This is a genomic window from uncultured Nocardioides sp. (assembly GCF_947488025.1).
Lineage (GTDB): Bacteria > Actinomycetota > Actinomycetes > Propionibacteriales > Nocardioidaceae > Nocardioides.
In genome coordinates, this window is the sequence record NZ_CANKYS010000019.1 from 1 (window position 1) to 21,373 (window position 21,373).

25 protein-coding genes and 3 pseudogenes are annotated in these 21,373 nt (G+C 65.5%); 15 read left to right on the top strand and 13 right to left on the bottom strand.

The window, feature by feature from the left end:
- The 3 genes from Q1B24_RS20565 to Q1B24_RS20575 all read left to right on the top strand — a co-directional run.
- A partial coding sequence (locus tag Q1B24_RS20565) for a class E sortase (protein WP_366916567.1) occupies nucleotides 1-750 on the top strand: 750 nt, incomplete at its 5' end.
- A gap of 195 nt (nucleotides 751-945) precedes the next feature.
- The gene (locus Q1B24_RS20570) at nucleotides 946-1,464 is read left to right on the top strand and encodes a hypothetical protein (protein WP_299932306.1); all 519 of its coding nucleotides are present in this window, start codon (nucleotides 946-948) and stop codon (nucleotides 1,462-1,464) included.
- Nucleotides 1,465-1,473: 9 nt separating this feature from the next.
- Entirely contained in the window at nucleotides 1,474-1,923 is a 450-nt protein-coding gene (locus Q1B24_RS20575; protein WP_299932309.1) for a hypothetical protein, read from the top strand.
- 305 nt (nucleotides 1,924-2,228) lie between these two features.
- Here the strand turns inward: Q1B24_RS20575 and istB are convergent.
- A pseudogene (gene istB / locus Q1B24_RS20580) lies at nucleotides 2,229-2,798 on the bottom strand (IS21-like element helper ATPase IstB); the annotation flags it as partial.
- Between the two features lie 397 nt (nucleotides 2,799-3,195).
- Here istB and Q1B24_RS20585 point away from each other — a divergent pair.
- Both Q1B24_RS20585 and Q1B24_RS20590 read left to right on the top strand, forming a co-directional pair.
- Entirely contained in the window at nucleotides 3,196-3,861 is a 666-nt protein-coding gene (locus Q1B24_RS20585; RefSeq protein ID WP_299932312.1) for a hypothetical protein, read from the top strand.
- A 564-nt stretch (nucleotides 3,862-4,425) separates the two neighbouring features.
- A complete protein-coding gene (locus tag Q1B24_RS20590) occupies nucleotides 4,426-4,842 on the top strand; it encodes a hypothetical protein (protein ID WP_299932315.1) in 417 nt (138 codons plus the stop codon).
- 108 nt (nucleotides 4,843-4,950) lie between these two features.
- Here the strand turns inward: Q1B24_RS20590 and Q1B24_RS20595 are convergent, their stop codons facing one another.
- Both Q1B24_RS20595 and Q1B24_RS20600 read right to left on the bottom strand, forming a co-directional pair.
- Nucleotides 4,951-5,193 (bottom strand): hypothetical protein, encoded by a 243-nt coding sequence (locus tag Q1B24_RS20595; RefSeq protein ID WP_299932318.1) that lies wholly within the window; start codon nucleotides 5,191-5,193, stop codon nucleotides 4,951-4,953.
- Nucleotides 5,190-5,423, bottom strand: a complete 234-nt coding sequence (locus Q1B24_RS20600; protein WP_299932321.1) for a ribbon-helix-helix domain-containing protein — start codon at nucleotides 5,421-5,423, stop codon at nucleotides 5,190-5,192. Before Q1B24_RS20600 ends, Q1B24_RS20595 begins: the two co-directional genes overlap by 4 nt.
- Before the next feature lie 162 nt (nucleotides 5,424-5,585).
- Between Q1B24_RS20600 and Q1B24_RS20605 the strand changes: the two genes are divergently transcribed.
- Nucleotides 5,586-6,098, top strand: coding sequence for a recombinase family protein (locus Q1B24_RS20605; RefSeq protein ID WP_299932324.1), 513 nt, complete (start codon nucleotides 5,586-5,588; stop codon nucleotides 6,096-6,098).
- A gap of 907 nt (nucleotides 6,099-7,005) precedes the next feature.
- On the opposite strand, the gene Q1B24_RS20610 is transcribed toward Q1B24_RS20605, so the two are convergent.
- The 3 genes from Q1B24_RS20610 to Q1B24_RS20620 all read right to left on the bottom strand — a co-directional run bounded on the left by Q1B24_RS20610 (nucleotide 7,006) and on the right by Q1B24_RS20620 (nucleotide 8,965).
- A complete protein-coding gene (locus Q1B24_RS20610) occupies nucleotides 7,006-7,575 on the bottom strand; it encodes an SUKH-4 family immunity protein (RefSeq protein WP_299932327.1) in 570 nt (189 codons plus the stop codon).
- A 91-nt stretch (nucleotides 7,576-7,666) separates the two neighbouring features.
- Nucleotides 7,667-7,846 carry a hypothetical protein gene (locus Q1B24_RS20615; protein WP_299932330.1) on the bottom strand — a complete coding sequence of 60 codons (180 nt, stop codon included), beginning with the start codon at nucleotides 7,844-7,846 and terminating at the stop codon, nucleotides 7,667-7,669.
- Nucleotides 7,847-8,023: 177 nt separating this feature from the next.
- Nucleotides 8,024-8,965: a helix-turn-helix domain-containing protein gene (locus Q1B24_RS20620; RefSeq protein WP_003941078.1), complete on the bottom strand. Its 942-nt coding sequence runs from the start codon at nucleotides 8,963-8,965 to the stop codon at nucleotides 8,024-8,026.
- A gap of 108 nt (nucleotides 8,966-9,073) precedes the next feature.
- Between Q1B24_RS20620 and Q1B24_RS20625 the strand changes: the two genes are divergently transcribed.
- The 3 genes and pseudogenes from Q1B24_RS20625 (at nucleotide 9,074) to Q1B24_RS20635 (ending at nucleotide 10,823) form a co-directional block, all read left to right on the top strand.
- Complete coding sequence (locus Q1B24_RS20625; protein ID WP_114332294.1) at nucleotides 9,074-9,385, top strand: putative quinol monooxygenase; 312 nt, start codon at nucleotides 9,074-9,076, stop codon at nucleotides 9,383-9,385.
- Nucleotides 9,386-9,653: 268 nt separating this feature from the next.
- Nucleotides 9,654-9,872 (top strand): annotated as a pseudogene (locus Q1B24_RS20630) (transposase); the annotation flags it as partial.
- Nucleotides 9,873-10,316: 444 nt separating this feature from the next.
- Entirely contained in the window at nucleotides 10,317-10,823 is a 507-nt protein-coding gene (locus Q1B24_RS20635; protein ID WP_299932343.1) for a hypothetical protein, read from the top strand.
- A 55-nt stretch (nucleotides 10,824-10,878) separates the two neighbouring features.
- On the opposite strand, the gene Q1B24_RS20640 is transcribed toward Q1B24_RS20635, so the two are convergent.
- From Q1B24_RS20640 to Q1B24_RS20650, 3 genes are read right to left on the bottom strand one after another with little or no spacing between them, the layout of a single operon-like run.
- Nucleotides 10,879-11,271 (bottom strand): nuclear transport factor 2 family protein, encoded by a 393-nt coding sequence (locus Q1B24_RS20640; RefSeq protein WP_246196744.1) that lies wholly within the window; start codon nucleotides 11,269-11,271, stop codon nucleotides 10,879-10,881.
- Nucleotides 11,272-11,285: 14 nt separating this feature from the next.
- Entirely contained in the window at nucleotides 11,286-11,936 is a 651-nt protein-coding gene (locus Q1B24_RS20645) for a response regulator transcription factor (RefSeq protein WP_159899379.1), read from the bottom strand.
- Between the two features lie 4 nt (nucleotides 11,937-11,940).
- Nucleotides 11,941-13,101, bottom strand: coding sequence for a sensor histidine kinase (locus Q1B24_RS20650; RefSeq protein ID WP_299932357.1), 1,161 nt, complete (start codon nucleotides 13,099-13,101; stop codon nucleotides 11,941-11,943).
- 339 nt (nucleotides 13,102-13,440) lie between these two features.
- On the opposite strand from Q1B24_RS20650, the gene Q1B24_RS20655 reads away from it, so the two are divergent.
- The 5 genes and pseudogenes from Q1B24_RS20655 to Q1B24_RS20675 form a co-directional block, all read left to right on the top strand.
- Complete coding sequence (locus tag Q1B24_RS20655; protein ID WP_299932360.1) at nucleotides 13,441-14,097, top strand: CPBP family intramembrane glutamic endopeptidase; 657 nt, start codon at nucleotides 13,441-13,443, stop codon at nucleotides 14,095-14,097.
- Nucleotides 14,098-14,235: 138 nt separating this feature from the next.
- Complete coding sequence (locus Q1B24_RS20660) at nucleotides 14,236-14,673, top strand: DUF6326 family protein (protein WP_299932363.1); 438 nt, start codon at nucleotides 14,236-14,238, stop codon at nucleotides 14,671-14,673.
- Between the two features lie 146 nt (nucleotides 14,674-14,819).
- Entirely contained in the window at nucleotides 14,820-15,320 is a 501-nt protein-coding gene (locus Q1B24_RS20665) for a hypothetical protein (RefSeq protein WP_299932366.1), read from the top strand.
- Between the two features lie 56 nt (nucleotides 15,321-15,376).
- The gene (locus tag Q1B24_RS20670; RefSeq protein ID WP_299932369.1) at nucleotides 15,377-15,658 is read left to right on the top strand and encodes a hypothetical protein; all 282 of its coding nucleotides are present in this window, start codon (nucleotides 15,377-15,379) and stop codon (nucleotides 15,656-15,658) included.
- Between the two features lie 542 nt (nucleotides 15,659-16,200).
- Nucleotides 16,201-16,719, top strand: a pseudogene (locus Q1B24_RS20675) (IS21 family transposase); the annotation flags it as partial.
- 78 nt (nucleotides 16,720-16,797) lie between these two features.
- Here the strand turns inward: Q1B24_RS20675 and Q1B24_RS20680 are convergent.
- Entirely contained in the window at nucleotides 16,798-18,030 is a 1,233-nt protein-coding gene (locus Q1B24_RS20680) for an IS30 family transposase (RefSeq protein ID WP_299932372.1), read from the bottom strand.
- Nucleotides 18,031-18,189: 159 nt separating this feature from the next.
- Here Q1B24_RS20680 and Q1B24_RS20685 point away from each other — a divergent pair, with 159 nt between their 5' ends.
- Complete coding sequence (locus Q1B24_RS20685) at nucleotides 18,190-18,732, top strand: hypothetical protein (protein WP_299932375.1); 543 nt, start codon at nucleotides 18,190-18,192, stop codon at nucleotides 18,730-18,732.
- 676 nt (nucleotides 18,733-19,408) lie between these two features.
- Here Q1B24_RS20685 and Q1B24_RS20690 read toward each other — a convergent pair.
- The 3 genes from Q1B24_RS20690 to Q1B24_RS20700 form a co-directional block, all read right to left on the bottom strand.
- On the bottom strand, nucleotides 19,409-20,044 hold the full coding sequence (locus Q1B24_RS20690) for an RNA polymerase sigma factor (RefSeq protein WP_299932378.1): 636 nt from the start codon (nucleotides 20,042-20,044) through the stop codon (nucleotides 19,409-19,411).
- A 211-nt stretch (nucleotides 20,045-20,255) separates the two neighbouring features.
- The gene (locus Q1B24_RS20695) at nucleotides 20,256-20,777 is read right to left on the bottom strand and encodes a LysE family translocator (protein ID WP_299932381.1); all 522 of its coding nucleotides are present in this window, start codon (nucleotides 20,775-20,777) and stop codon (nucleotides 20,256-20,258) included.
- Entirely contained in the window at nucleotides 20,774-21,343 is a 570-nt protein-coding gene (locus Q1B24_RS20700) for an anthrone oxygenase family protein (RefSeq protein WP_299932386.1), read from the bottom strand. Before Q1B24_RS20700 ends, Q1B24_RS20695 begins: the two co-directional genes overlap by 4 nt.
- Nucleotides 21,344-21,373: the final 30 nt, after the last annotated feature.

Sequence of the window (21,373 nt, forward strand, 5' to 3'; positions counted from 1 at the left end):
TACCTCTTCGACGTACTCCCTGACATGACTCCATCCTTCCCAAGGAACGGAGTCTCCGGACTCGCCGGGGCGGTTCAGCTCGGGCCGCTCGGTCTCGTCGGGGGCCTTCTGCTTCTCGCAGGGCTGGGTCTCGGTGGCTACGTGCTCTGGCAGATGCACGGCACGAACATCGTCTCCGAGCGCGCGCACCGTGAGCTGGTCCTCGAGGCGGAGGCTCACTGGGACCGCCAGACAGCCATCGACAGGACGTCGGAGCAGGGGCGTGGCTCGTTCACGAGCCGATACGGCCCAGTCGAGGCGGTCATCCGCATCCCTCGCTTCGGCGACGACTACGCGGTCCCGGTGCTCGCCGGAACCTCGGAGCACGTGCTGTCCGTGGGCTACGGCCACTTCGCGGGCACCGCTGAGGCCGGCGCGGTCGGCAACTACGCACTCGCTGCTCACAGGGTCACTCATGGTGAGCCACTGCGGCGGATGCCTGAGCTCGAGGTGGGCGACGAAATGGTCGTCGAGACGGCCAGGTGGATCTACACCTACCGGCTGGACACGGCCGGCGACGCGCTCTCGGTGCCCTTCACACAGGGCTGGGTGGTGGGTGAGGTGCCGGACAACCCGCGCACTGGGGGCATCGAACCGGCACAGGAGCCCGGGCAGCGCCTGATAACGCTCACGACGTGCGCCGAGCTGTTCCAAACCGACGATCGTCTGATCGCCTTTGGCCGCATGGTGGGCAAGCAGCCCGGCCACTGACTAGTCTAGACCGATTGTCGATCGGGGGTCGGCCGGGCACGGCTCGGCACGGGGCGCTGTTCAACCGATCCCTCATCTGTGGCAACGGTCGTGGCACAGAAATTCAACAGAGTGGACGAACAAGCGATTTGTCAATCCTGTTCGTTGAACTCTTGACACGTTTCCTAACAGTGGTGAAGCCTCCGTTCAAGATCAATGCTTGATGGGGGAGGAAAATTGAAAGGCGTCATTCGGTTCACGGCCCTGGCGATCGTGGCTTCAATCGTTGGATGGGGCAGTGCAGCACTTGCGGCAACTGCGTACTCCAGCTGGAACTACATCGACACGACTCAAGCGGCCTGCGGGTATTACCGGAACCACGTGAACAACAGCACCTACAAGGCCGTCGCCAATACTCGCAACTTCGCCAAGTACTCGGGAAGTCCCTGCAGCGTGGCGAACCCGGTGTCGAACATGCCTGCCTACTACATGACAGCGAGCGTGAAGCTCGTCAGTGAGAACGGCAGCTTCGTGTGTGGGAACACTGGAACGGTCTACAACACGAGCTACAACTCGGAAGTCCATGTCGAGGCCTACTATGTCCAGCAGACCGGATGCAGGAAGAAGTCGGGAGACTACTACCACGCGAGCGGGAGTGGGTCCCGGTGGAACGAGGGCCTCGGAGGGTACGTCTCATCGGGACCCACGTATTCCGACCACCTCAGGTTCTGGTGAGGAGACACCATGCTTGACAACAGTTCAAGGCTTCGCAGGGTCCTGATCCCGACCGCTGTCCTCAGCGTGGGGCTTGCTGCAGGGGCGGGTGCCTATGCGGCCGGCGTGGACCTTCCGAGGTTCGACCAGAACGCGAACGGGCAGACCATCGGACAGGTGCAGGTCGCGGCCGAGGCGCCCGATCTCGTGGAGGTTGCCCTGGACCAGGGCATCGTCGACCTTCTTCCTGGCGACGACGTGGCTGCGCAGGTTGCCGGGGAGAGCGTCGCCTTCGTGTACTCGGCCGACTACGAGGGTCCGGTTGCAGCAAATCCGGAAGAGGCCGCGAAGTTGATGGCCGAGCGAGTCGATGCTGATGGCAATATCTGGATCCCGCTCTACCTCGAAGACGGCAAGACTGTCATCGGCCGGTTGAACGTCGGTCGTGTCGTGCCACCGGAGAAGTCTTCGGACAGGTGACCGGCAGCGTGGGTGGAGTGTCCACCTGAGCCCGTGGTGCCACGTCCACACATCAGTGCACGCGCCGACCTCCGCCTGGAGGTCGGCGCGTGTGTGTGCGGGCAGAGGCGCAAAAGCGGTTTCCGTTGCGCGTAAGCGGTAGACGACGCCGAGCGTCTCTTATGTGCGACCGACGTTCCAGTGACGCTCGAGTTTACTCGCGAGCGCTCATTCATTACCATTCCTGATCTTCGACTGTTCATTGGCTGTGTCAACCCAAACTGGCTCCACCCGGACGAAGATATTCGGCCCCGGGGAAGGTGTTCTCATCTGGCTTCGTGTTGGGTGCTTGCTAGGCGGTAAGAGTGGCTGCCGGTTTCGATGATGTTGCCGCCGAAGGTGAGCCTGTCGATGATCGCGGCGCACAGGCGGGGGTCGGTGAAGGTGTTGGTCCAGCCGGAGAAGGATTGGTTGGAGGCGATCGCGACGGAGTTCTTCTCTTCGCGTTCGGTGAGGACCTGGAAGAGGAGCTCAGCGCCGCGGCGGTCGAGTTCCATGTAGCCCAGTTCGTCGATGCACAGCAGGTCGACGCGGCCGTAGCGGGCGATGGTGCGCGCAAGCTGCTTCTCGTCGGCGGCTTCGACCAGTTCGTTGACCAGGCGGGTGGCCAGGGTGTACTTCACTCTGAACCCTTTCTCGGCCGCGGCGGTTCCCAGTCCGATGAGCAGGTGCGACTTGCCGGTGCCGGAGTCCCCGATCAGGCACAGCGGGTGGCCCTTGCGGACCCACTCGCCGCTCGCGAGCTGGTGGATGGTGGCGGGATTGATGTTGAGGTTCGCGGTGTAGTCGAAGTCCTCGAGGAACTTGGACCTGGGGAACCCGGCGCCGTTAACCCTTCCTTATCCGGACCGGGACCATTACGGCGAGCGTTTACACAACGGCCCAGTGAACAATCACAACGGCCCAGTGAACAATCCGAGGTTTGATTCGGACCTCCGCGCGCCTGTCAGAAGCGCTCCCCGAGGCGCCAGGCGCATGGTCGGGCCACGCGGAATGGTGCGGCACGTCATGTGCACCCTCCCAGTGTCCCCGCGCCACATCTACAGAGCAGCCAAACGGTTGCGAGCTTGGGTCCCCATGTCGGCCATCGCCTGGGCATTGTTCGTCGGGTCATGCGGTTCGTCCAAGCCCCGACCCCGTTACCCGCACTGGGCGGGGGAAGGCCCTGTTGACGCATGTAGGGGAAACCGCTTTGATTCGACCACACAACACATACGGGGGAATGCTTCGCTCATGCGCGGACGCATCAGTCTTGCAGCTGTCTCGGTTCTTCTGCTGACGGGGATCGGACCAGTCTCTAATGCATCGGATCCGAAAATCCAGCCAAGCGCTACTGCGTCCAGCACTCCGAAGTCGGCAGAGGACGGACACGACGAGGAATGGTTCAACACCCTTTCCTCCGAACTCGGCATTCCTTCGGAGGATGCCGTCGCCCGCTATGCCTGGTCCGATGAATTCTCGGACGCTCTTGCTCGCGTCAAGGGAGTACACGGTGACACGTTCGCGTGGGGCGCCATGAATCCGTCTGGAGAAGTCGGCGCCACGGTGGCGTTCGTCGGTGAGCCGCCAGCCGGTGTGGTTGACCTCTTCTCAGAGGTGCCCGTGCCCGTCACGATCGAAGGCGGTGCGCCGCAATCCGAGAAGAGTTACGTTGACGCCGTATCGTCAGCACACTATGCCGCCAGGGCTTCGTTGAAGGCGCGCGGTCTCTCCTCGAACGCGGTGGCCAGCGAGTACGACCGGGTATCCGGAACCGTCCTTGTGCATCTGCTTGGCTCGACCGCGAAGGTGCCTGAGGTTGCACTTGACGCCATCCAATCGCATGCGATCGCGGCGGTGAATCGGATGCCTCTTGCAGCCGCGGAGCGCAGGCCGCTGTGGAGGTCGTGGCTGCGTTAGGCGGGTCCGCGCAGAATGACATCCTTCGCGGCGGCGGTCAGATGTCTGGATGCACGTCCGGTTTCACTGTCAGAGATCTCGATTCAGGACTTCGCGGTTTGCTGACTGCCGACCACTGCGGCACGTCGCAAAGTTACGAGGGGCGGAGCTTGAACTATCGACGGTCGCTGGCGGCGAGCCGCGGCGACATCAGCTTCTTCTCCTCTTCTGAGACCGCGTCGCCGACGTTCTGGCGATCCTTCTCGACATACAACACCGTCACTACTCATCCGATGGCGCCGGCGTTGGGCCAGGCCCTCTGCAAGTTCGGTAGAACGACAGGGCAGTCTTGCGACACCGTCCGTAATTTTGGCGCTTGTCGCGGGCCGTACTGCAACTTGGTCGAGATGTACAACCGCAGAGCCGACGGCGGGGACAGTGGCGGCCCGTGGTTCGACGGCGCCCGAGCCGTTGGCATCCATTCAGGCGGCGTCTGCGCGGTGGGGTGCCGGGACCAGTTCTCCTACATGACTGGGCAGATTGGGGACTACTTGCGAGTCAACCTGATCTTCTAGGGTGCGTCTCATGACTTGTCGCCCTTTGCTGCCACTGCTGCTGACATTGACCGCATGTGTAAGCGGCTGTTCGAGCGATGAGCCAGTAACCCCATCTGGTCCCGACCTGGCCGTGTTGAAAGACGAACAGTTCGAGAGCGATGACGCCCTCCTGAACGGGAAGCTCGTGGACAACGAGGGCTGCGTGGCCGTACGCATGGATGGCACCGAGGATCTCGTTGCTGTCCTGTGGCCGGCAGACTCGGTGGTCGTTGTTGATGATGATGCGTGGGCATTGGACTCTTCCGCGCTCGAAACACAGACACGCCGAGATGAGGCCGTCAGCCTGAGCGGGGGATACCGCGAGGCGTCTGAGGCGCCGGCGGCATCGATTCCGGACGGCTGCACGAGCACGTCCTACTGGGTTGCCGTTTCCCCGGATCTATGACCGCTCGATCGGTTGGCGGAGTGCATCCCGTACCGGTCGCTCCGCGAGCCCATCCCGCATTGTCACGCTCCGCGTACCGATCCGCTTGTGGGTGCGTGAGCCGCCAGTTTAGGGAAGGAGATCCCAGTACTGCTTACGGGCCGGCATGGCGTGGATGGCCATCTCGTCGCCGCTCTCAAAGATCAGGACGACGGTCTCCAGTAGGCGGGCTTGGGTGTCGAAGCCGAGCCGTAGTTCGCGGTGCGGCCAGTCCTCGTCATCAATCGGTTCGACCCAGAGCGGCCAGTCGGCTGCTTGAACTACGTCCTCTGAAAGCACCCCGTGTCTGAGCGCGCTGTCGTGGACCTTCACGCCGCAGAGCCGGCCAGCGCCCTGCGGATTGCTTCGGATCTCGAGATGTGCTCTCGCTCGGCGATCGCGTCGACCGCAGCGAGCTCCTCCGCTGTGAGGCGCACGGCAACAACCTGCATCGGCTCGGCGCCACGTCCGGGCCGACCGCGTCCGCGGCGCTTCATCTCCTCGACGGCGTAGCCAACTTCGGCCTCGTCCGCCCATTGCTGGATTTGCTCTTCGCTGACCATGGCGAAAATCGTATTACGAAAAGCGAGTCGAGGGAAGGGTGGAGTGACGGTACTTGCGGACCGGGCAAGAAGGGCAGTCGCTGGTGGTGTCGGGTTCGGCCCGACGCCCGAGCCGACTACATCCCGTGCGTGGCCGGGCCAACCCCATTTGGGAGGTGCGCCATGAGCGCCCTACTTGTCGGTTACGCCCGATGCTCCACCGAGCAACAAGACCTGACGGTGCAACGTGATGGCCTGCTCGGCCTCGGTGTCGAGGCCGAGCGGATCTATGTCGACCATGGCCTGACCGGCACCAACCGCGAACGCCCCGGACTCCGCGAGGCACTGGCCGCCTGCCGCGCGGGAGACACCTTGGTTGTCACCAAGCTCGACCGCCTCGCCCGGTCCCTGCCCGACGCTCGTGCGATTGCCGACCAGCTCACCACCCGGCAGATCAGCCTCTCGCTCGGCGGGTCGGTCTACGACCCGACCGACGCCGTCGGGCGGCTGCTGTTCAACGTCTTGGCCATGGTCGCCGAGTTCGAGTCCGACCTGATCCGACTACGCACGGTCGAGGGCATGAAGGTCGCGAAGGCCATGGGTCGACTCAAGGGCAAGCAGCCCAAGCTGAGCCGCAAGCAGGAGCGCACCTTGTGTCGCTGGTGCATAGCGGCGAGTACAGCACCCTGGAGGTAGCCGAACTGTTCGGCGTCGGCCGCTCCACCGTCTACCGCGCCATCGAGCGCCAACGCACCGCTGCGAAGGCAGAACTCGCTGACGCCTCCTCACGACGCTGATCGCCACCTCGTCGGCGTCCCATAACCCACTCCCTCGCGGGACGCCGACGATCCAAACTGAGCGGAGCCGCTCACGCATCGCGCCATTTCCGTAGGCGGTTCGGCATGCGGGACGCCGAATGATGCCAGGTGCGGAAAGCCGACTTCACCTCCATCGCGCCGCGACCGAGCCGACCTCGGGCCGAGCGACGCCGCCCATCGGGGTGAGGTCTACCAGGTGCAGAGTTGTTGATGTCGCGCCTAACAGTGTCGGTGGATTGGCGCCAATTCACCGGCGCGGATGAATGTCAACCGAGCCGCGCACAGCGATGGCTACTGGTCTAGACCAATGAACTCAATTCGACCATGGGCGCCTCGGACGAATGATGCGCCGATACGCTCCGCTCACGCCGCGTAATCGGATGCGGGGCCGCCAAAGCGGCCCTAGCGAATTGCTTACGGCTCGTGTCCCTTGGCTAGTACCTTGAGCCAACCAGGAGGCGGAATGCGATGGCTGGTGCGGCTTGGGAGAAGCGCGAGGTCGACCTGACGATCGACACCTACTTCGAGATGCTGCGCCTTGAACTTGACGGCACACCGTTCAGCAAAACGGCCTTCCGGCAGGACCGCTCCAGAAAATCGACCGTTCGAGTGGATCCGTGGAGTACAAACTGCAAAACATTTCTGCCGTGCACAACGAGCTCGGCGGCGTATTCCCTACTGCAGCAGCAGGAAGTCCGAGGTGTCCTTGCCGATTTGGACGTGCGTGGTCCAGTTGGGCAGGTTGGTCGGGCGGATCCACGTCGACACGGTGGCCTGGCAAAGGATCAACCCATACGCCCGGTCTCGAGGTAATCGAGGATCGGCACCGCCAGCGGAAAGATGAGGTCGTCCAGCATATAGTGCAGTTGCGACCAGAAGGCGGGCTCGGCCATCGCCGGCGGGTCGGCATCGGTCAACTGATCGCGCAGCGGGTCGGTGATCGCCGGCATGTGCTGTATCAGATCGCCCGGATAGCCCTTGGCCGTGAACACCGCCGCCATGAACAGGCAGTAACAGCGGACAAAGGCATCCGAGTTGCTGTTCACGAAGACGCTTTCCTCGTCGAAGAGTTCCTCCACTGGGTTCAGCAGCCGGATCGTGCCATCGGCGGCCTCGGCCAGAACGCCCTCGCCCGAGGTGCCAAACGCCAGATAGCGGCCGCCCTGCCAGGTCACCTCGACACATTGATCGGGAAAGCGCGGAAAGTGGAAATTGGACTTGGGGTAATCTTCCAGTACCGCCAGCCAGTTCGCCTTGACGGTGGTTGTATCGTATTTGCGCTTGAGCAAGCGGGACAGGCTGGCACCGGCCAGCCCGTCCAGTTCCTTTTCGATACGGGCGAAGAATTCGGTCATTTGAACCCGTCGAGAATATTCTGCGGCTCGCGCCGGAAATTTGGCCTGTATTTCACCGCATAGGTGATCTGCGCGCCCGGCGCATAGCGATTCAGCAGCGGCTTGCAGATATCGTGGCATGGGCTGCGGCCCGAGAAAACTCAAGGAGGCGCTCCGCGCCGGCGGTTTCGGCCACGATGATCTCCTCGGCGTGCATGGTCCCGTCATTCTTGCACCCCATGATCGAGGTGGTGCCGTCGAGGTCGGCGAGCAGTCGACCGGCGGGGGTCATCCGGACCCGGCGCCCGTCCGGTTCACGAGCGGCGTGCCCACGTCACGGCCTACTGCCGCGATGCCCTGCGGGCGTGTCGAGTGGGTCGTCCAGGGGCGACGCAGGAGCGTCGACGCGACGTGCTGAGAGGTGGTTCCAACCGGGCGCTAGGACACCGGCTACAGGCATGGCGATAGGTCAGGAACGGCGTCGCTCCCTACGCAGGAGGGAGCGCAGAGTCTCGGCGTTCGCGTAGCCGACCCGTAGCGCGATCTCGGCGGAGGTGAGGTCCGTGGTTGCTGAGAGGTGCCGAGCTCGTTCGATGCGAAGCCGTTGGACGAACCCGAGCGGAGTGAGGTTGAGCGCCGCACGGACTCGTCGTTCGAGGGTGCGCCGGCTGGTGCCGAGCGACTGCGCGACGAAGGCGACGTTGAACGGTTCGTCCAGGCGGGCGCGCACGAAGCGTTCGAACTCGACGACGATCGGGTCCTCGTGCCGGAGATGTTCGTATGCGACGAAGGCCGCCTGCGACGGACGCTCGTCGATGATGAGGAGCTTGGCGACATGTTGGGCCAGGTCGGGGCTGATCGATCGCACGAGTGAGAGCGCGAGGTCGATGTGGGCGAACGCGGCGCCGGCGGTGACGAGGTTCCCGTCCACGACGACCATGGTGTCGAGATCGAGGGCGACGGTCGGATAGCGCTTCAGGAACTCCGGCCCCAGGAACCAGCTGGTCGTCGCCCGCCGATGATGCATCCGTCCGGTCTCAGCGACAGCGAACACGCCGGTGCACGCCGCGGCGATCCGGGTGGTCGCGTCGTCGAGGCGCCCGAGCGAGGCGATGACCGAACGAGCATCTCGGCTCTGGAGGGCGTCGTTGGTAGCGGCGGCCGTGAGGGTTCCAAGCGCAGGGACGACGACCACGTCGAACTCTGCGGACTCCGACAGCGGGTGGTCAACCGACAGGGTCATCGATGCCGTCGTGGTCACTCGCCGTTTCGGTCCGAGGATGGCGAGTTCGATCGGGTCGATCCGCGGGTCGACATCGCCGCGGGCCCCGTCGGCCACCCGCACGATGTCGATGACCGACGCGACAGCCGAACCGAAGCAGCCGTCGATCGCGATCAGCCCGATACGCATGGCGCGAACAATAGCAATACTGTCGTATACGCCACTCCCCATCGGCCCTCGCTCGTCATACGCTGAACTTGCCCCCACGAAGAACCCCGACTTCAAGGAGAACCCCTCATGTCCACACCCGCATCACTTCCGTATGCCTTCGTCGCCAAGATCGTCGCGGCCGATGGACAGCACGACGCGCTCGCCGATCTGCTCGCCGGCGCTGTCGCACTCGCCAACGAAGAAGTAGGAACGATTGTCTGGTTCGCGGTCAGGACCCACGCCGACACCTTCTGGATCTTCGATGCATTCCCCGACGAGGCCGCTCGCGACGCCCACGCCAACGGCGCCATCGTCGCAGCCCTGACGGCCAACCAGCACCTCCTCGGCGCAGCACCCGAGATCCTGGCGGCCGACGTCCTCGCGTCCAAGCTCCCGTAGTCCGCCAACGCACGAGATCATCGCGGCCCGCCGAGCCGTCGCCAGGTCGCGACGCAACGCCACGCTGCGTTGCCGAGCGGTGTGAGGCCTATCGGCACACGGACAGGATGCCGGCCGCGAGCGATCAGCCGGCGAGGGGTCCGTCGCAGAGGAGAGCGACGTCGGTGTCGGGCAGAGCCACGAGGTCAGCGCATCGCGCGACCACCAGAACCGAACCGCCCCTGCCCTGCGTTTCCGCAGGTCAGGGCGGTTCGCCGGAGCCACCTGTCGGACCCTGAAGAAGCGAGCCGCTGACGTGCTCGCCTACTTCGAAGGACCCGGCACCAGCGACGGGCCGACCGAGGCGCTCAACGGCGTCATCGAGAAGACCCGCCGCCTGGCCCACGGCTTCCGCAACTTCACCAACTACCGGATCCGGATCCTGCTCGCCGCCGACGGCTCACGTCCCTACCGACGCCGTCCCTCGATCAGACCCGAACCATCCTGAACTGGGAAGGGCCGGCAAACGTCTCGGGGGAGTCGCACGTGCAAGTTGGTCGTGTCGTTATGTCGATGTGGGCTGCAGCCCTTGTGGTGTTGACTCAGCTGGCGGTGGTGGGTACGTCGTCATCAGCTGGAGTGGCTGCGGCGGCGAACACCCCTTCAGCTGAGCTATTCATCGGGGGTGAACCCGTCACCGTCGGTGAAGACGGAGCGGCACAGCCGGTCATGGCGACCTTTGCTGCGAACGAGGGCGAACGTGTCGCACTCAGCGCGCGCGCCGCTGACGGCTACTCCTGGATAGGGGTTCGTTCGCTTAATCTCTCCGAGTGACGTAGTTCTGGGCGAGAGTCAGGACTGGGGCGAGGCCTTCGTCGAACCCATCCTTCTGCCCGAGGCCGGGGAGTACGCCGTCGAGCTCACGTCGGGCTCCGGCGCTTCCATCGTGCAAGTGTCGCCTGCCGCGGCCACGGTGCACGAAACGATCGTGGCGTCCGACAGTCCTAGCCCATGGAAGCATGCCCTCGCCCCGGGCGAGAACGCTCTCCTCGGCCTTGAGCTTTCAGCCGGGCAGAAGGTCTTCATCACGACATCGACACATTCTGGGACCGACTACTACCACGACCCCGAGGACCCTGACTTCGGCGGTGTCAACACGGCCGTTGAGCTACTCGACTCGAGCGGGGCAATTGTTGCTCAAGCGGAGGAGTGGTCGAGCGTCGTTGAATTGCCGTACGAGGCAGCTTCATCGGAGACCTACAAGATCAGGTTCGACCCTCGCGGAGACGCCAGTGGCCACGTAGAGCTGCGAGCGTTCGATGTGACCGAGCCGCTCGAGTCGCCGTTGGCGGGCGGGGTTGGTCGAGTCGTTGGCACCAGCCCCGGCCAGCGTTTGGTGGCGACTCGAATCGACACGGCGAACACCTGGGCGTCCGCACTCTCTCCGCGGGAGGCATGAGTAAGCACTGCGCCTGATGACATTCGGCAACGGGGGGCTGTCCGGACCGAGGTCCTTACACAACGACGATGTCCGGACCCGCACCCGGCCCCGCGGCGTGGGGGGCGAACGTCGCGGCGATGACGCGCCACCGGCCTTCCTCTTGGACCCACAGTCGCGTGTAGCGCAGCCGCGCTGCAGTCTCCGAGCCGTCGTGGATCGCTACCACGGTGGCGACGAGATCAGTCACACCGGTCTTGCCATCGTCACGGACGGTGACCGCCTCCTCCTCAAGCTGGAGGATCCGGAGCGACCCGGACAGGTAGGCGATGAGGTCGTCGGTCTTGGTGAAGAGCGCGCCGTCGGGGCCGGCGCCGACGACACGCGGGTGCAGGAGGGCATCAAGTGCGTCGAGGTCTCCCCGGCGCTGGGCTGCTTGGAGGTGGCGCTCAGCGTCCACGAGGTCCATGGGGTCCTTCCCTGTCATCGAGTATCGAAGAGGTGGTGGTGGTAGGCCAACACGATCGCTTGCGCGCGATCCCTGACCTGGAGCTTGCGCAGGAGCCGGGTCACGTGCGTCTTGACGGTGGTGTCGCTGATGAAGAGCTCGCGCCCGATCTCGGCATTGGACAAGCCGAGGGCGATGAGTCGAAAGACGTCTAGCTCCCGGGCGGTGAGGGTGTCGAGCGTGACGGGTCGTGGCTCTCGACGCTCCTTCGTGAAGTGAGCGATGAGGCTGCGGGTCACCGAGGGCGACAGCAACGCGGCTCCGGCCGCGATTGTGCGCACCGCAGCGATGAGTTGCTCGGGAGGATCGTCTTTGAGGACGAAACCACTGGCGCCGGCACGCAGTGCTTCGTACACAAGGTCATCGTGGTTGAACGTCGTCAGGATGAGGACCTTGGCGTCCTCGTCTGCGGCGAAGATCCGGCGAGTCGCCTCGAGGCCGTCCAGCTCGGGCATGCGTATGTCCATGAGGATGACGTCGGGTCGGTGGCGGGCGGCACGTGCGACTGCTTCGATGCCGTTGCCCGCCTCGGCTACGACCTCGATGTCCGGCTCCACGTCGAGCAACATGCGCAGACCCGCGCGGACCATCCCCTGATCGTCGACGATCAACGTCTTGATGCTCACGCCGTCAGCCCGGGCCCAGCGGGAGTCGTGCGCGCAGGGCGAAGCCGCCGGTCTCCGTGGGGCCCGCGGTCATGCTTCCCCCGTAGAGCGCGACCCGTTCACGGATTCCGACCAGACCGTGACCGAGGCTGTCTGTCGTGGTCGGTCCGCCGCCGTCGTCGCGGACCTCCAGTTCGAGGCCATCGGTGCAGTAGCGCAGGTGGACCTCGGCACGGTGGGTGTGGGCGTGTTTGATGACGTTGGTCAGGCCTTCCTGGGTAATGCGGTAGGCCGAGAGTGCTAGCCCGGGGGGAAGGTCGACGGCTTCGCCATGGACGTGAAGATCGGTGTCGATCCCCGCAGCGCGCACGGTGTCCAGGAGCGCAGCGATCCCGCCGAGGCCGGGCTGGGGGGCCAGGTCCAGGGGGTCGCCGTCGCGGCGCATCGCCTCCAGCAGCCTGCGCATCTCGGTCAGGGCGTCGCGGCCGGCCTCTTCCACGTTGCGCAGAGTCTCCCGACTCGTCACGTCCTCAACCGGCAGCCGGTGTCTCAGTGCCCCCACCTGCAGGACCATCACGCTCACTGCGTGGGCGACGATGTCGTGCAGCTCGCGAGCGATCCGGGCCCGTTCCTCTGCGACCGCCACCCTTCCCTCGTTGCGACGTTGCCACTCTGCTCTGGCCGCACGCTCCTCTGCGGCCTCGGCCTGCTCCGTGCGGGCGTGCAGGGTGAACCCCACCAGCCACCCGGCAGCGAAGAGTCCTGGGATGAAGAACAGATCGCCCGCCGTGTGGGTTGGGTCCTGGTAGGCCACGGTCGCTGCTGACGCCACCACCACGGCAAGCCCCGCACGGGCCTGCCGATGGTCCTTCAGATCACCCAGGAGCACCGCGGCGATCATCCCCACGATGGAGAGCGGGGCCTGCCCCGCGATCAACGAGCCGTCGACTATGGACAAGGTGGCGCTCGACAGCCACGTACCCGCCGGGATCGCGAAGGGCGCTCGACGGCGAAGCGTCAGGGCCAGACTCATGACGACCACGGCGACCGCGTGGAAGACGACGCCGACGTCGTCGGTGCCGGTCGAGCCGGTGTGCGTCACGATGGTCAGGGCCGCCGCGGCGGCCAGGCAGACGATGATTGCATCCAACCCGTGCTCAAGGAGGAAGACCCGCAGTCGGTGCACCCGGCCAACGTATCGCCCTCGCCGGCGTCCAGCGTCCTACGTTGGTAGGACGCCGGGTCCTCAGGTGGTCGTAGCGAGGAGACGGCCTTCGGAGGACGCACCGGACCCTGTTTCGCTCCTAGCGTCGCCGGCATGGACCTGCCTCAGGAGACGACGACCCGCGACGATGGGAGAGGGCTCGCAACCCCCGCATTCGGAACGACGAGACCGGTACCTCGTGCCACAGTCACGCCAGACCCTGCTCGCGCGGGTGCCCTGCCATCGGTCCCGCAGTACTCGCGCCGTCGTATTCTCGGCACGTGGGCAGCGGCAGCCCTGCCGATGGCGGCGCTCGCCTGGGTGGGGGGTCCCCTCCTGGCCGACGCACTCGAGGGGCCGAGCGCCTGGCCCCGCGCGATCCTGGTCTGTCTCACCGCCGGCCTGGTCTGGCAGTTCATCCTCGTCATGGGCGCCCTGCGCCATGAGCAGGGGACGCTGCGCTGGTCGGTCGCCAAAGAGGCCTTGTGGCTGCGGTCCCCGCGTAGCCCCCGCAGTGGCCGCAGCGGTGGTCGGCTCTGGTGGCTTCTCGTCCCACTGGTCCTGCTGGTGGCGGCCACCGAGGAGCTGCCGAGCCTGCCATCACCGGACCACCGCGACCTCGGCACGTTCCTCCAGTCCAGCGCCGGCCAGGACTTCATGGCGGGAAACTGGCCCTGGTTCGCGTTGATCCTCACCATGATGATCCTCAACACCGTCCTTGGGGAAGAGCTCCTGTTTCGCGGCCTGCTGCTGCCTCGCATGCGAGGAGCGTTCGGCCGTGGGGACTGGTGTGCCAACGGCGTCCTCTTCGCCGTCTACCACCTCCACGTCCCGTGGGCCATCCCAGCAAGCCTCCTCGACATGTTCCTCGTCTCTTATCCCGCCAGTCGCTACCGGAGCGCACTCATCGGCATCTGCGTACACAGCGTGCAGACCGTCGTGCTGGGGGCACTGACGCTGCTCCTGGTGCTGGGTTGAGCGGTCATCCGTGCACCTAGCCACGGCCGGGTCCGGCTGCTTCGTGCCAGCGGGCGAGGACGTCGACAACCAGGTCAACATTCACCCTCGGTGCACCGGCGCCGAACTCGGTCCTACTTGAGAGGAAACATCCCAGTCATGTTCCACGCCCCCGTCACGCCAACGCCCGCCACTGCCGCTCCGACTCATGAACCGCTCGACCGCCGACTGGTCCTCAGCGGGCTGTGGACCTCGATGTTGTTGGTGTTCGCCTACGTGGACATCTTCGGCTTCTTCCGCGCCGACGTGATCAACGGCGCCCTGGCCGGCGAGGTGTCGGGACCGGGGTTCGCAATCGACCAGACCTTCTTGACCCTCACGACGCTGTACATCCTGATCCCGAGCCTGATGGTGGCCGGCTGCCTCCTGCTCCCGCGCCGACCGAACCGACTCGCCAACCTCACGCTCGCCCCCATCTATGCGCTGACCATCGTCGGCGGGATGCTGGGCGAGACATGGGTGTACTACCTGATCGGTAGCTGCGTCGAACTCGTGCTGCTCGTGACGGTCGTTCGTGTCGCGCACCGCTGGCGCTAAACCTCGGTGATCGGAGAGAAGTTGAGCCACATCGCATGCCTCCACCACAGGAACGGACTCAGCTCGGATCGACCACCGCGATCTGGATCATCGTGCCCCTCGCTGTCGGCCCGACCCTGCTTCGCCGATCAGAGGTGAAGTAGCCGATGCCCATTCGCGTCTCGGCTCGCACCCTCGCCCTCCGAATAGTTGCACGTGTTCGACTCAGCCTCGCGCTGGCGGTGCTGGCCGGCTTGGCGGCATTCCTGACAGCCGGGTGTGCCAGCGCAGTCTCGGGCCGGGTCGGTGTCGCTTTGGACGACCGGGGGCAGCCGGTGCTCGTGGTGATCTCGTGTGATCGAGTCCTCGACGAAGTCATCGTGACGGACGCCACCGGCGAGATCGGCCGATGGGCCACAGACCTGACCACGTCAGGGCTGACGACTCTGGATCCCGCCGCTCCGACCCCGCTCTGGCGCGGCGCTGGGATCTCATGGCCGCAGCGGGGCGAGGTCAGCGTCGACGCCGCCTCGACCACCACTGAACTGGACGGCAGCGGAGTGGTCGTCGCACCGCGATGGCTCACGCAGCTCAGTGCCGGCCACGTACTGGTCGGCGACTCGGGCGAGACCGTGCCGCGCGATCAATTCGAGAGAACCTGCGACTAGCGGGTCGCGCCGGCTCGCCCAGTCCCGTCGTGAGCTCATCCCGCCTGTGTACAAGCATGGAATTCGCTCCTGTTGCCCTCCAGCGCAAACGGCAGAAGAGTTGCATCGACTCGATTCGCGTCGAAGTCATCGCCAGACTGTCTCTGTTTCGCGGCGTGCACCGCGGTCCCGGCAGCCGCGCCGAGGGCAGTGCCGATGCCGGGCGTCAACAGGTCAATCCCCTCGAAGATCTGGCCAAGGTTCAAACCAACAACGACGGCTCCTGCCAAGGCGAGGATGCCGATCCAGTGCTCGAGTCGAGTCGTGACTTCCCCTCACATTCGTTGGCCATCCGCTGAGGCCGTCGGGAGCCACATCCCCTTCCCAGCACAGCAAGCACCAAAACCGGTTGACGAACGCGGCGCGCCAGCGGGCCACGCCTAACTCGTCCGCATCGAGGGCACCGACCCTCTCCGTAGGCCGATCGATCAAAGGGACGGGCGGGCTGCAACCTGCCATGCGTCTCACCGCGGGGCGCTGCGCTGGCCTACACAGTCGTCGGCCTCGCATCCGGCCTCGGGGCGGTTGAGGAGGTTGTCGTCCGTGCGGCTCGGGAGGTCTACTCATCGCGCGGCTTCGGCTGCGGCTCGGCCGGCTAGCAGCACGTAGGACCCGGCGAAACCCCACCGCAGTCGATCCCAGCGGGCTTGGGTGAGGTGGTGCCGCAGCGCGGCGGCGGCGACGGCGTACCCCGCGATGGCTGTGACAGGTTGCTCTGGCCCCATCGTGACGGCCTGATCTGGCCCCACGGGCGACTCGCCGGGGTGGTTGTGACGGTTTGATCTGGCCCCACCCAAGCCTTGGTTCCACCTGATGGTTCTCGAGGACGGGTGGGGTTGGGATGGGATCACGTGTGGAGTTGTTCGCTGCGATTCGCCGGGACGCGAGGATCGAGGAGGTGTCGATCCGGGAACTGGCGCGTCGTCACGGGGTGCACCGGCGCACGGTTCGCCAGGCGCTGGCGGCCGCCGAGCCGCCACCACGGAAGAAGCCGACGAGGTCGGCGCCGCGGCTCGATCCGTACAAGGACCTCATCGACGCCATGCTGCGCACCGACTTGGACGCGCCGAGGAAGCAGCGGCACACCGCGACCCGGATCTTGGCTCGGCTGGTCGAGGAGCACGCTGCGGAGGACTTGTCGTACTCGACGGTGCGCGACTACGTCCGGGTACGCCGCGCGCAGATCGACCGTGAGGCCGGCCGCCGGGTGGAGGCATTCATCGCCCAGCGCCACGGTCCGGGTGAAGAGGCTGAGGTCGACTTCGGTGAGGTCTGGGTGGTGATTGACGGGGTTCGGACCAAGTGCCACATGTTCGTGCTGTGGCTCTCGCGTTCCGGCAAGGCCATCCACCGGGTCTACCCTGACGGGGTGGTGGTGGCGTAGGACGGGAGGAAGTTCTCTCGGGTGAGTGGCGAGGTCCAGCGGTCTAAGCAACGGTCATGCTGCTGACGGGTTGGTCAGCAGCGCAGCCAGCCGGTCGGCTGGGGTCTGCAGCTCAAGGGTAGGGCGGGGTCGACGGTTGAGGCTGTCGGCAACTCGGCGGAGGTCCTCTGCAGTGTGGATGCTGAGGTCGGTGCCTTTCTCGAACCAGTGCCGCAGCAGCCGGTTGGTGTTCTCGTTGGTGCCGCGCTGCCACGGCGAGCGGGGGTCGCAGAAGTAGACCGTGGTGGCGAGCTCGAGCTGGATGCGTTGCCACTCGGCGAGCTCGCCGCCACGGTCCCAGGTGATCGAGCGGCGCAGGTGCTCGGGCAGCTGGCTCATCTCGCGGATCATCGCCTCCGCGACGCTGGCGGCGTCATGGCGCCCGGGCAGGTGCAGCAGGATCGTGAACCTGGTCGAGCGCTCCACCAGCGTTCCGATCGCCGACTTGCTGGCCGGGCCGACGATGAGGTCGCCCTCCCAGTGTCCGGGCACCGCCCGGTCCTCGACGTCGGCGGGCCGGTCGCTGATCTTGAACGCCTCGGCGTAGGGCGACGTGGTCCGTGTGTTGTGCCCGCGGGGTTTGCGCTGGTTGCGTTTGAGGCTCAGCTGCTGGTGCAGGTCCTTGCGCAGCTCGCCGCGGCCCTGCACGTACAGCGTCTGGTAGATCGTCTCGTGGCCCACCCGGTTCATGCTCTCGTGTGGATGATCTCGGCGCAGCACCTGCCCGATCAGCCTGGGTGACCAGCCGTCGTCCATCTGGTCCTCGATCCACCGGCACAGCCCCGGATTGCGGGCAAGCTTGTGCTGCTTGGGGCGCCGGCGGCGCTCATGCGCGGCGCGGTGCGCGACCGGTCCCCAGTACGAGCCGTCCGGGCCGCGGTTGCGGTTGACCTCACGCCAGATCACCGACTTGTCGCGCCCGATCAGGTCACCGATCTCCTGGTAGGTGCAGCCGCACCGTAGCGCGACCGCGATCGCGGACCGGTCCTCACTGGTCAATGCTCGCCGCTGCCGCGGCCGGCCGTCGGGGCGTGGCTCGTCCGGCACCCTGGCCGGCGCGCTTCCGGGCAGGCCACCATCGCGGCCGAGCTGGATCACAGGGCTCATGAGCCCTGATCGTCGCCACCAGCCCGTCCCGGCCTTCACCGACACGCCCGAACCTGTCGCTGCACGCTGCAGCGACAGCCCCGAGCACACCAGATCGAAGAACTCCTCCTGCTCCTCATACGAGATCGCCCTCTTCGCCATCCACAACACCGCCTCACACTCGGCGTTGCTTCGACCACTGGACTCCGCCAGTTCGGTCGCCTCGTACTTGTTGCCCTATGGCGAGATTCCGGACGTGTTCGGTGGAACGTCAACGACCGTCCAAGGAACCGCAAGGACACACACAACAAGGGGGGAGACATGAAGTTGCTTCACCGTATCGCGCTCGTCTCGGCAATGCTGCTCACCACTGCGCTGGGCGTTGCCGTGCCTGCGTCCGCGTCCGCGCCTGACAGCAAGGCGGACGACGCTCCGGACCTGTACTGCAGCATCTATCTGCCGACAGGCGACGAGGCGTGCTTCTTGACCTTCGAGGAGTCGACTTCGTGGGCGCAAGACACCGCGCAAGCCTCGAGCGCGCTATCCGCTGGCACAGAGTCATCCGCTCTGTCGTCGTTCCTGCTGGCGCGGCTCTACGAAGACAAGAACAAGCAAGGCGGGATCTACTCGATCTTCGGTGATGGGCCCTGCGACAACACCGGGGGCTACGAATGGGAGCTCGACACGTTTTCCGCGACCTACAACAATGAGATCAGCTCGTTCCAGGGTTACTCCAACTGTGACGTGAAGCTGTTCGAGAACATCTCCTTCAACGCTTCTCCCGGCGCCACCTATGGACCCTATGCCAGCAGCAACGATGTTGGTGCAATGAATGACAAGGCGAGTTCAGCGCGCTTCTACTGAACCCGGGGCTGCGAGCCGGGCTGCGAGCCAGACCGACCCGGAACGTCCCTCGTCTGCGCCTGGCCGGGAGGTGGCTTCGCGAAAGATGTCGCCTCCCGGACGGGGCCGTGACGAGATGTCGAGGTTCAGTCCAGCACCAAGAGGCCGGGCAACCCGAGCTGGTTGCAGGTCGCGGAGTCGCCTGGAAAGACTGCTGCCTGCCCATTGGGCAGAACGCAGGGAACCAGCTCGGGGATGGGGTACTCGCCTGTTGGTGAGGGCTCGGGCATGGGATCGCCTCGGTCCTGCCAAAAAGCGCCAGCACGCCACTCTGCTGCGCACATCTCGACCAAGTTGGACACGACATCGGGTGTCCATCCATCGCTACTGCGGGTCGCGTTGGCTGCCGTGGAGCCAGGGAAGTCGTTGTCGAAGTTCCGGCTGACCTCCCAATAGCAGCGGCCGGAAGTAGTGACAGTTGCGGGCTTGAGATACTCGATGATCGTCGTGGCGGCTGCGGCGCCACCTCCAATGGTCAGGACAGCCGCTCCAGCAACGACAGCCGTGCGTCGGGACCAGCGCTGGTGCCCAGATGAGGAAGCACTGGATTCCAGTGCCATTGCGAGGCGAAGACGGGCGATGTCGGCGCGCTTGCGATCGGGAGGTAGGGGCGGGAGCCGCCCGGGGATGTCGTGTCTCATGGTGCTTCTCCTGGTCCGAGGTTGGTGGCCGGCTTCCGTGCCGCGGCCGGGGGGCCGGGTGGAGTCACAGGAGCGGGGAGCTCGGCTTGAAGGGCGTCGCGGAGCCGCATGCGAGCCCGAGACAGCCGCGACTTCACAGTGCCGACTGGCACGTTGAGGGCCATGGAGATCTGCTCGTAGGTCAGCTCAGAGGACAAACTCAGGGCGATGACGTCGCGCTCGTTCTCGGGCAGTCGATCCACCGCGACCAGCACACGGGCAGCCTCGGCCTTTGCATCGACCCTTGCCGCCACGTCGCCCTCAACATCGTCGGTGAGCACGCCGAGCGGGAGACGTTGCAACAGGCTGCGGTGGCGTCGCTTGGCCCTAGTCGTGTTGCGAACAACGTTGTGCGCAATGCCGAACACCCATGCAAGACCCGCGGACTCGGCGCGGAGCGTCGCGCGCAGCCGCCAAGTCTCAAGAAACACCAGCGAGGTGCAGTCTTGCGCCGTTTCCCACTCGCCGGTGCGTCTCAAACAGAACCCGAACACGGGATCAGACAGCTCGGCGTAGAGCGTCTCGAAGGCAATCGCGTCGCCAGCACGCACGCCGGACCACAGTTCGCACCCGTCGATCTGTCGCTCGGTCACATCAGTTAGTGTCCGCGCCTCGGCAAGGGTTCCAGAAACCGGCCGCAGATCTTGAAGCGATCAGGCAGTCAAGCAGGCGCTCATGCTCGCATCGGTAGCGGGGCCCACCTCTGATCTTGAGCTGGACGAATCTGGCCTCCACGGCGCCACTGGTCCACCCCACAGAAATGCCGCAACTGAAGGGGCCTTGGGATAACTCCCTGGTGCCAAGTCAGACCGTCACACCGGGGCCAGCTGCGGTTGACAAACTCACGGCGAAGACGACGAAGGTGACGAGGATGAAGGCGCCACCCAGCAGCACCACGCGCAGGGCCGCACCGTCGGTTCCAGGGTCCACGAACAGTGGCAGGAATGCGACGAAGAACAGCGACACCTTGGGGTTGAGCAGGTTGATGGCCACGGCCGTTCGGATGACGTTGCCGGGTGATGGGCGAGTGGGCCGGTCCGACTCGAGGAGGGCACTGCGATCGTGGAACAGGCGCCAGGCAAGCAGCAGGAGGTACGCCGACCCTGCGAGCGTGACTCCCCGGAAGGCAGCAGAGCTGGCCTGGAGCAGTGCGACGAGCCCGGTGGCGGCCGCGACGAGGTGGGGTACGGCGCTCACCGCGCAACCAGCCGCGGCCCGGATCCCCTCGCCGACGCCGTGGGCGAGAGCGTGGGTCAGCGTGTAGATGACCCCGGTGCCTGGGGTTGCCGCGACCAACACCGTCACAATCAGGAACTCCGCGGTCATCGGTCCGCCTCGTGGCCCGACCTGCGATGCAGCAGAACCAGTGCCGCGCTGGCGAGAGCGAGGGAGACTCCGCTGGCCACGGTCCGAAGCTGGTTGAACAGTTGCCAGCGGCCGGAGTAGTCACGCCAGACCATGCGGGCCTCGTCGAGGTCGGACGGAACGGCCACGTCGCCGAGGGCCTCGTTCATCGGCACGTTCACCGTCATGGTCAGGATCAGTCCGCCGAGCAGGTACACCGCGGCGGCGGCAAGCAGCAATCGGCTTGATACACGTCGTCGCTCCCTCCACGCCAGCGCCGCTGCCAGACCCAGCACCACAGGAGTGAGGAAGAAGGCCGGGAAGAAGACCGCGTTGCGCACCGAGGCGTTCATCGCCTGCATCGCGGCGATGGCCACGCGCGGGTCGGCCTCGTCCAGGCCCCACATCGTCGAGCACACCCAGGCATAGAAGAACCCGAAGATCGCGCCCGCGAAGAGCACGCCGACCCACGCAGTGATTAACGCGGGGGTCAGCCCGCCATCGGTGGCTCGAGGCGGAGAGAAGCGTACTTGTGCGTTCGGTTCCATGTGGCAAGTATCCGAACGATGGGGTACGGT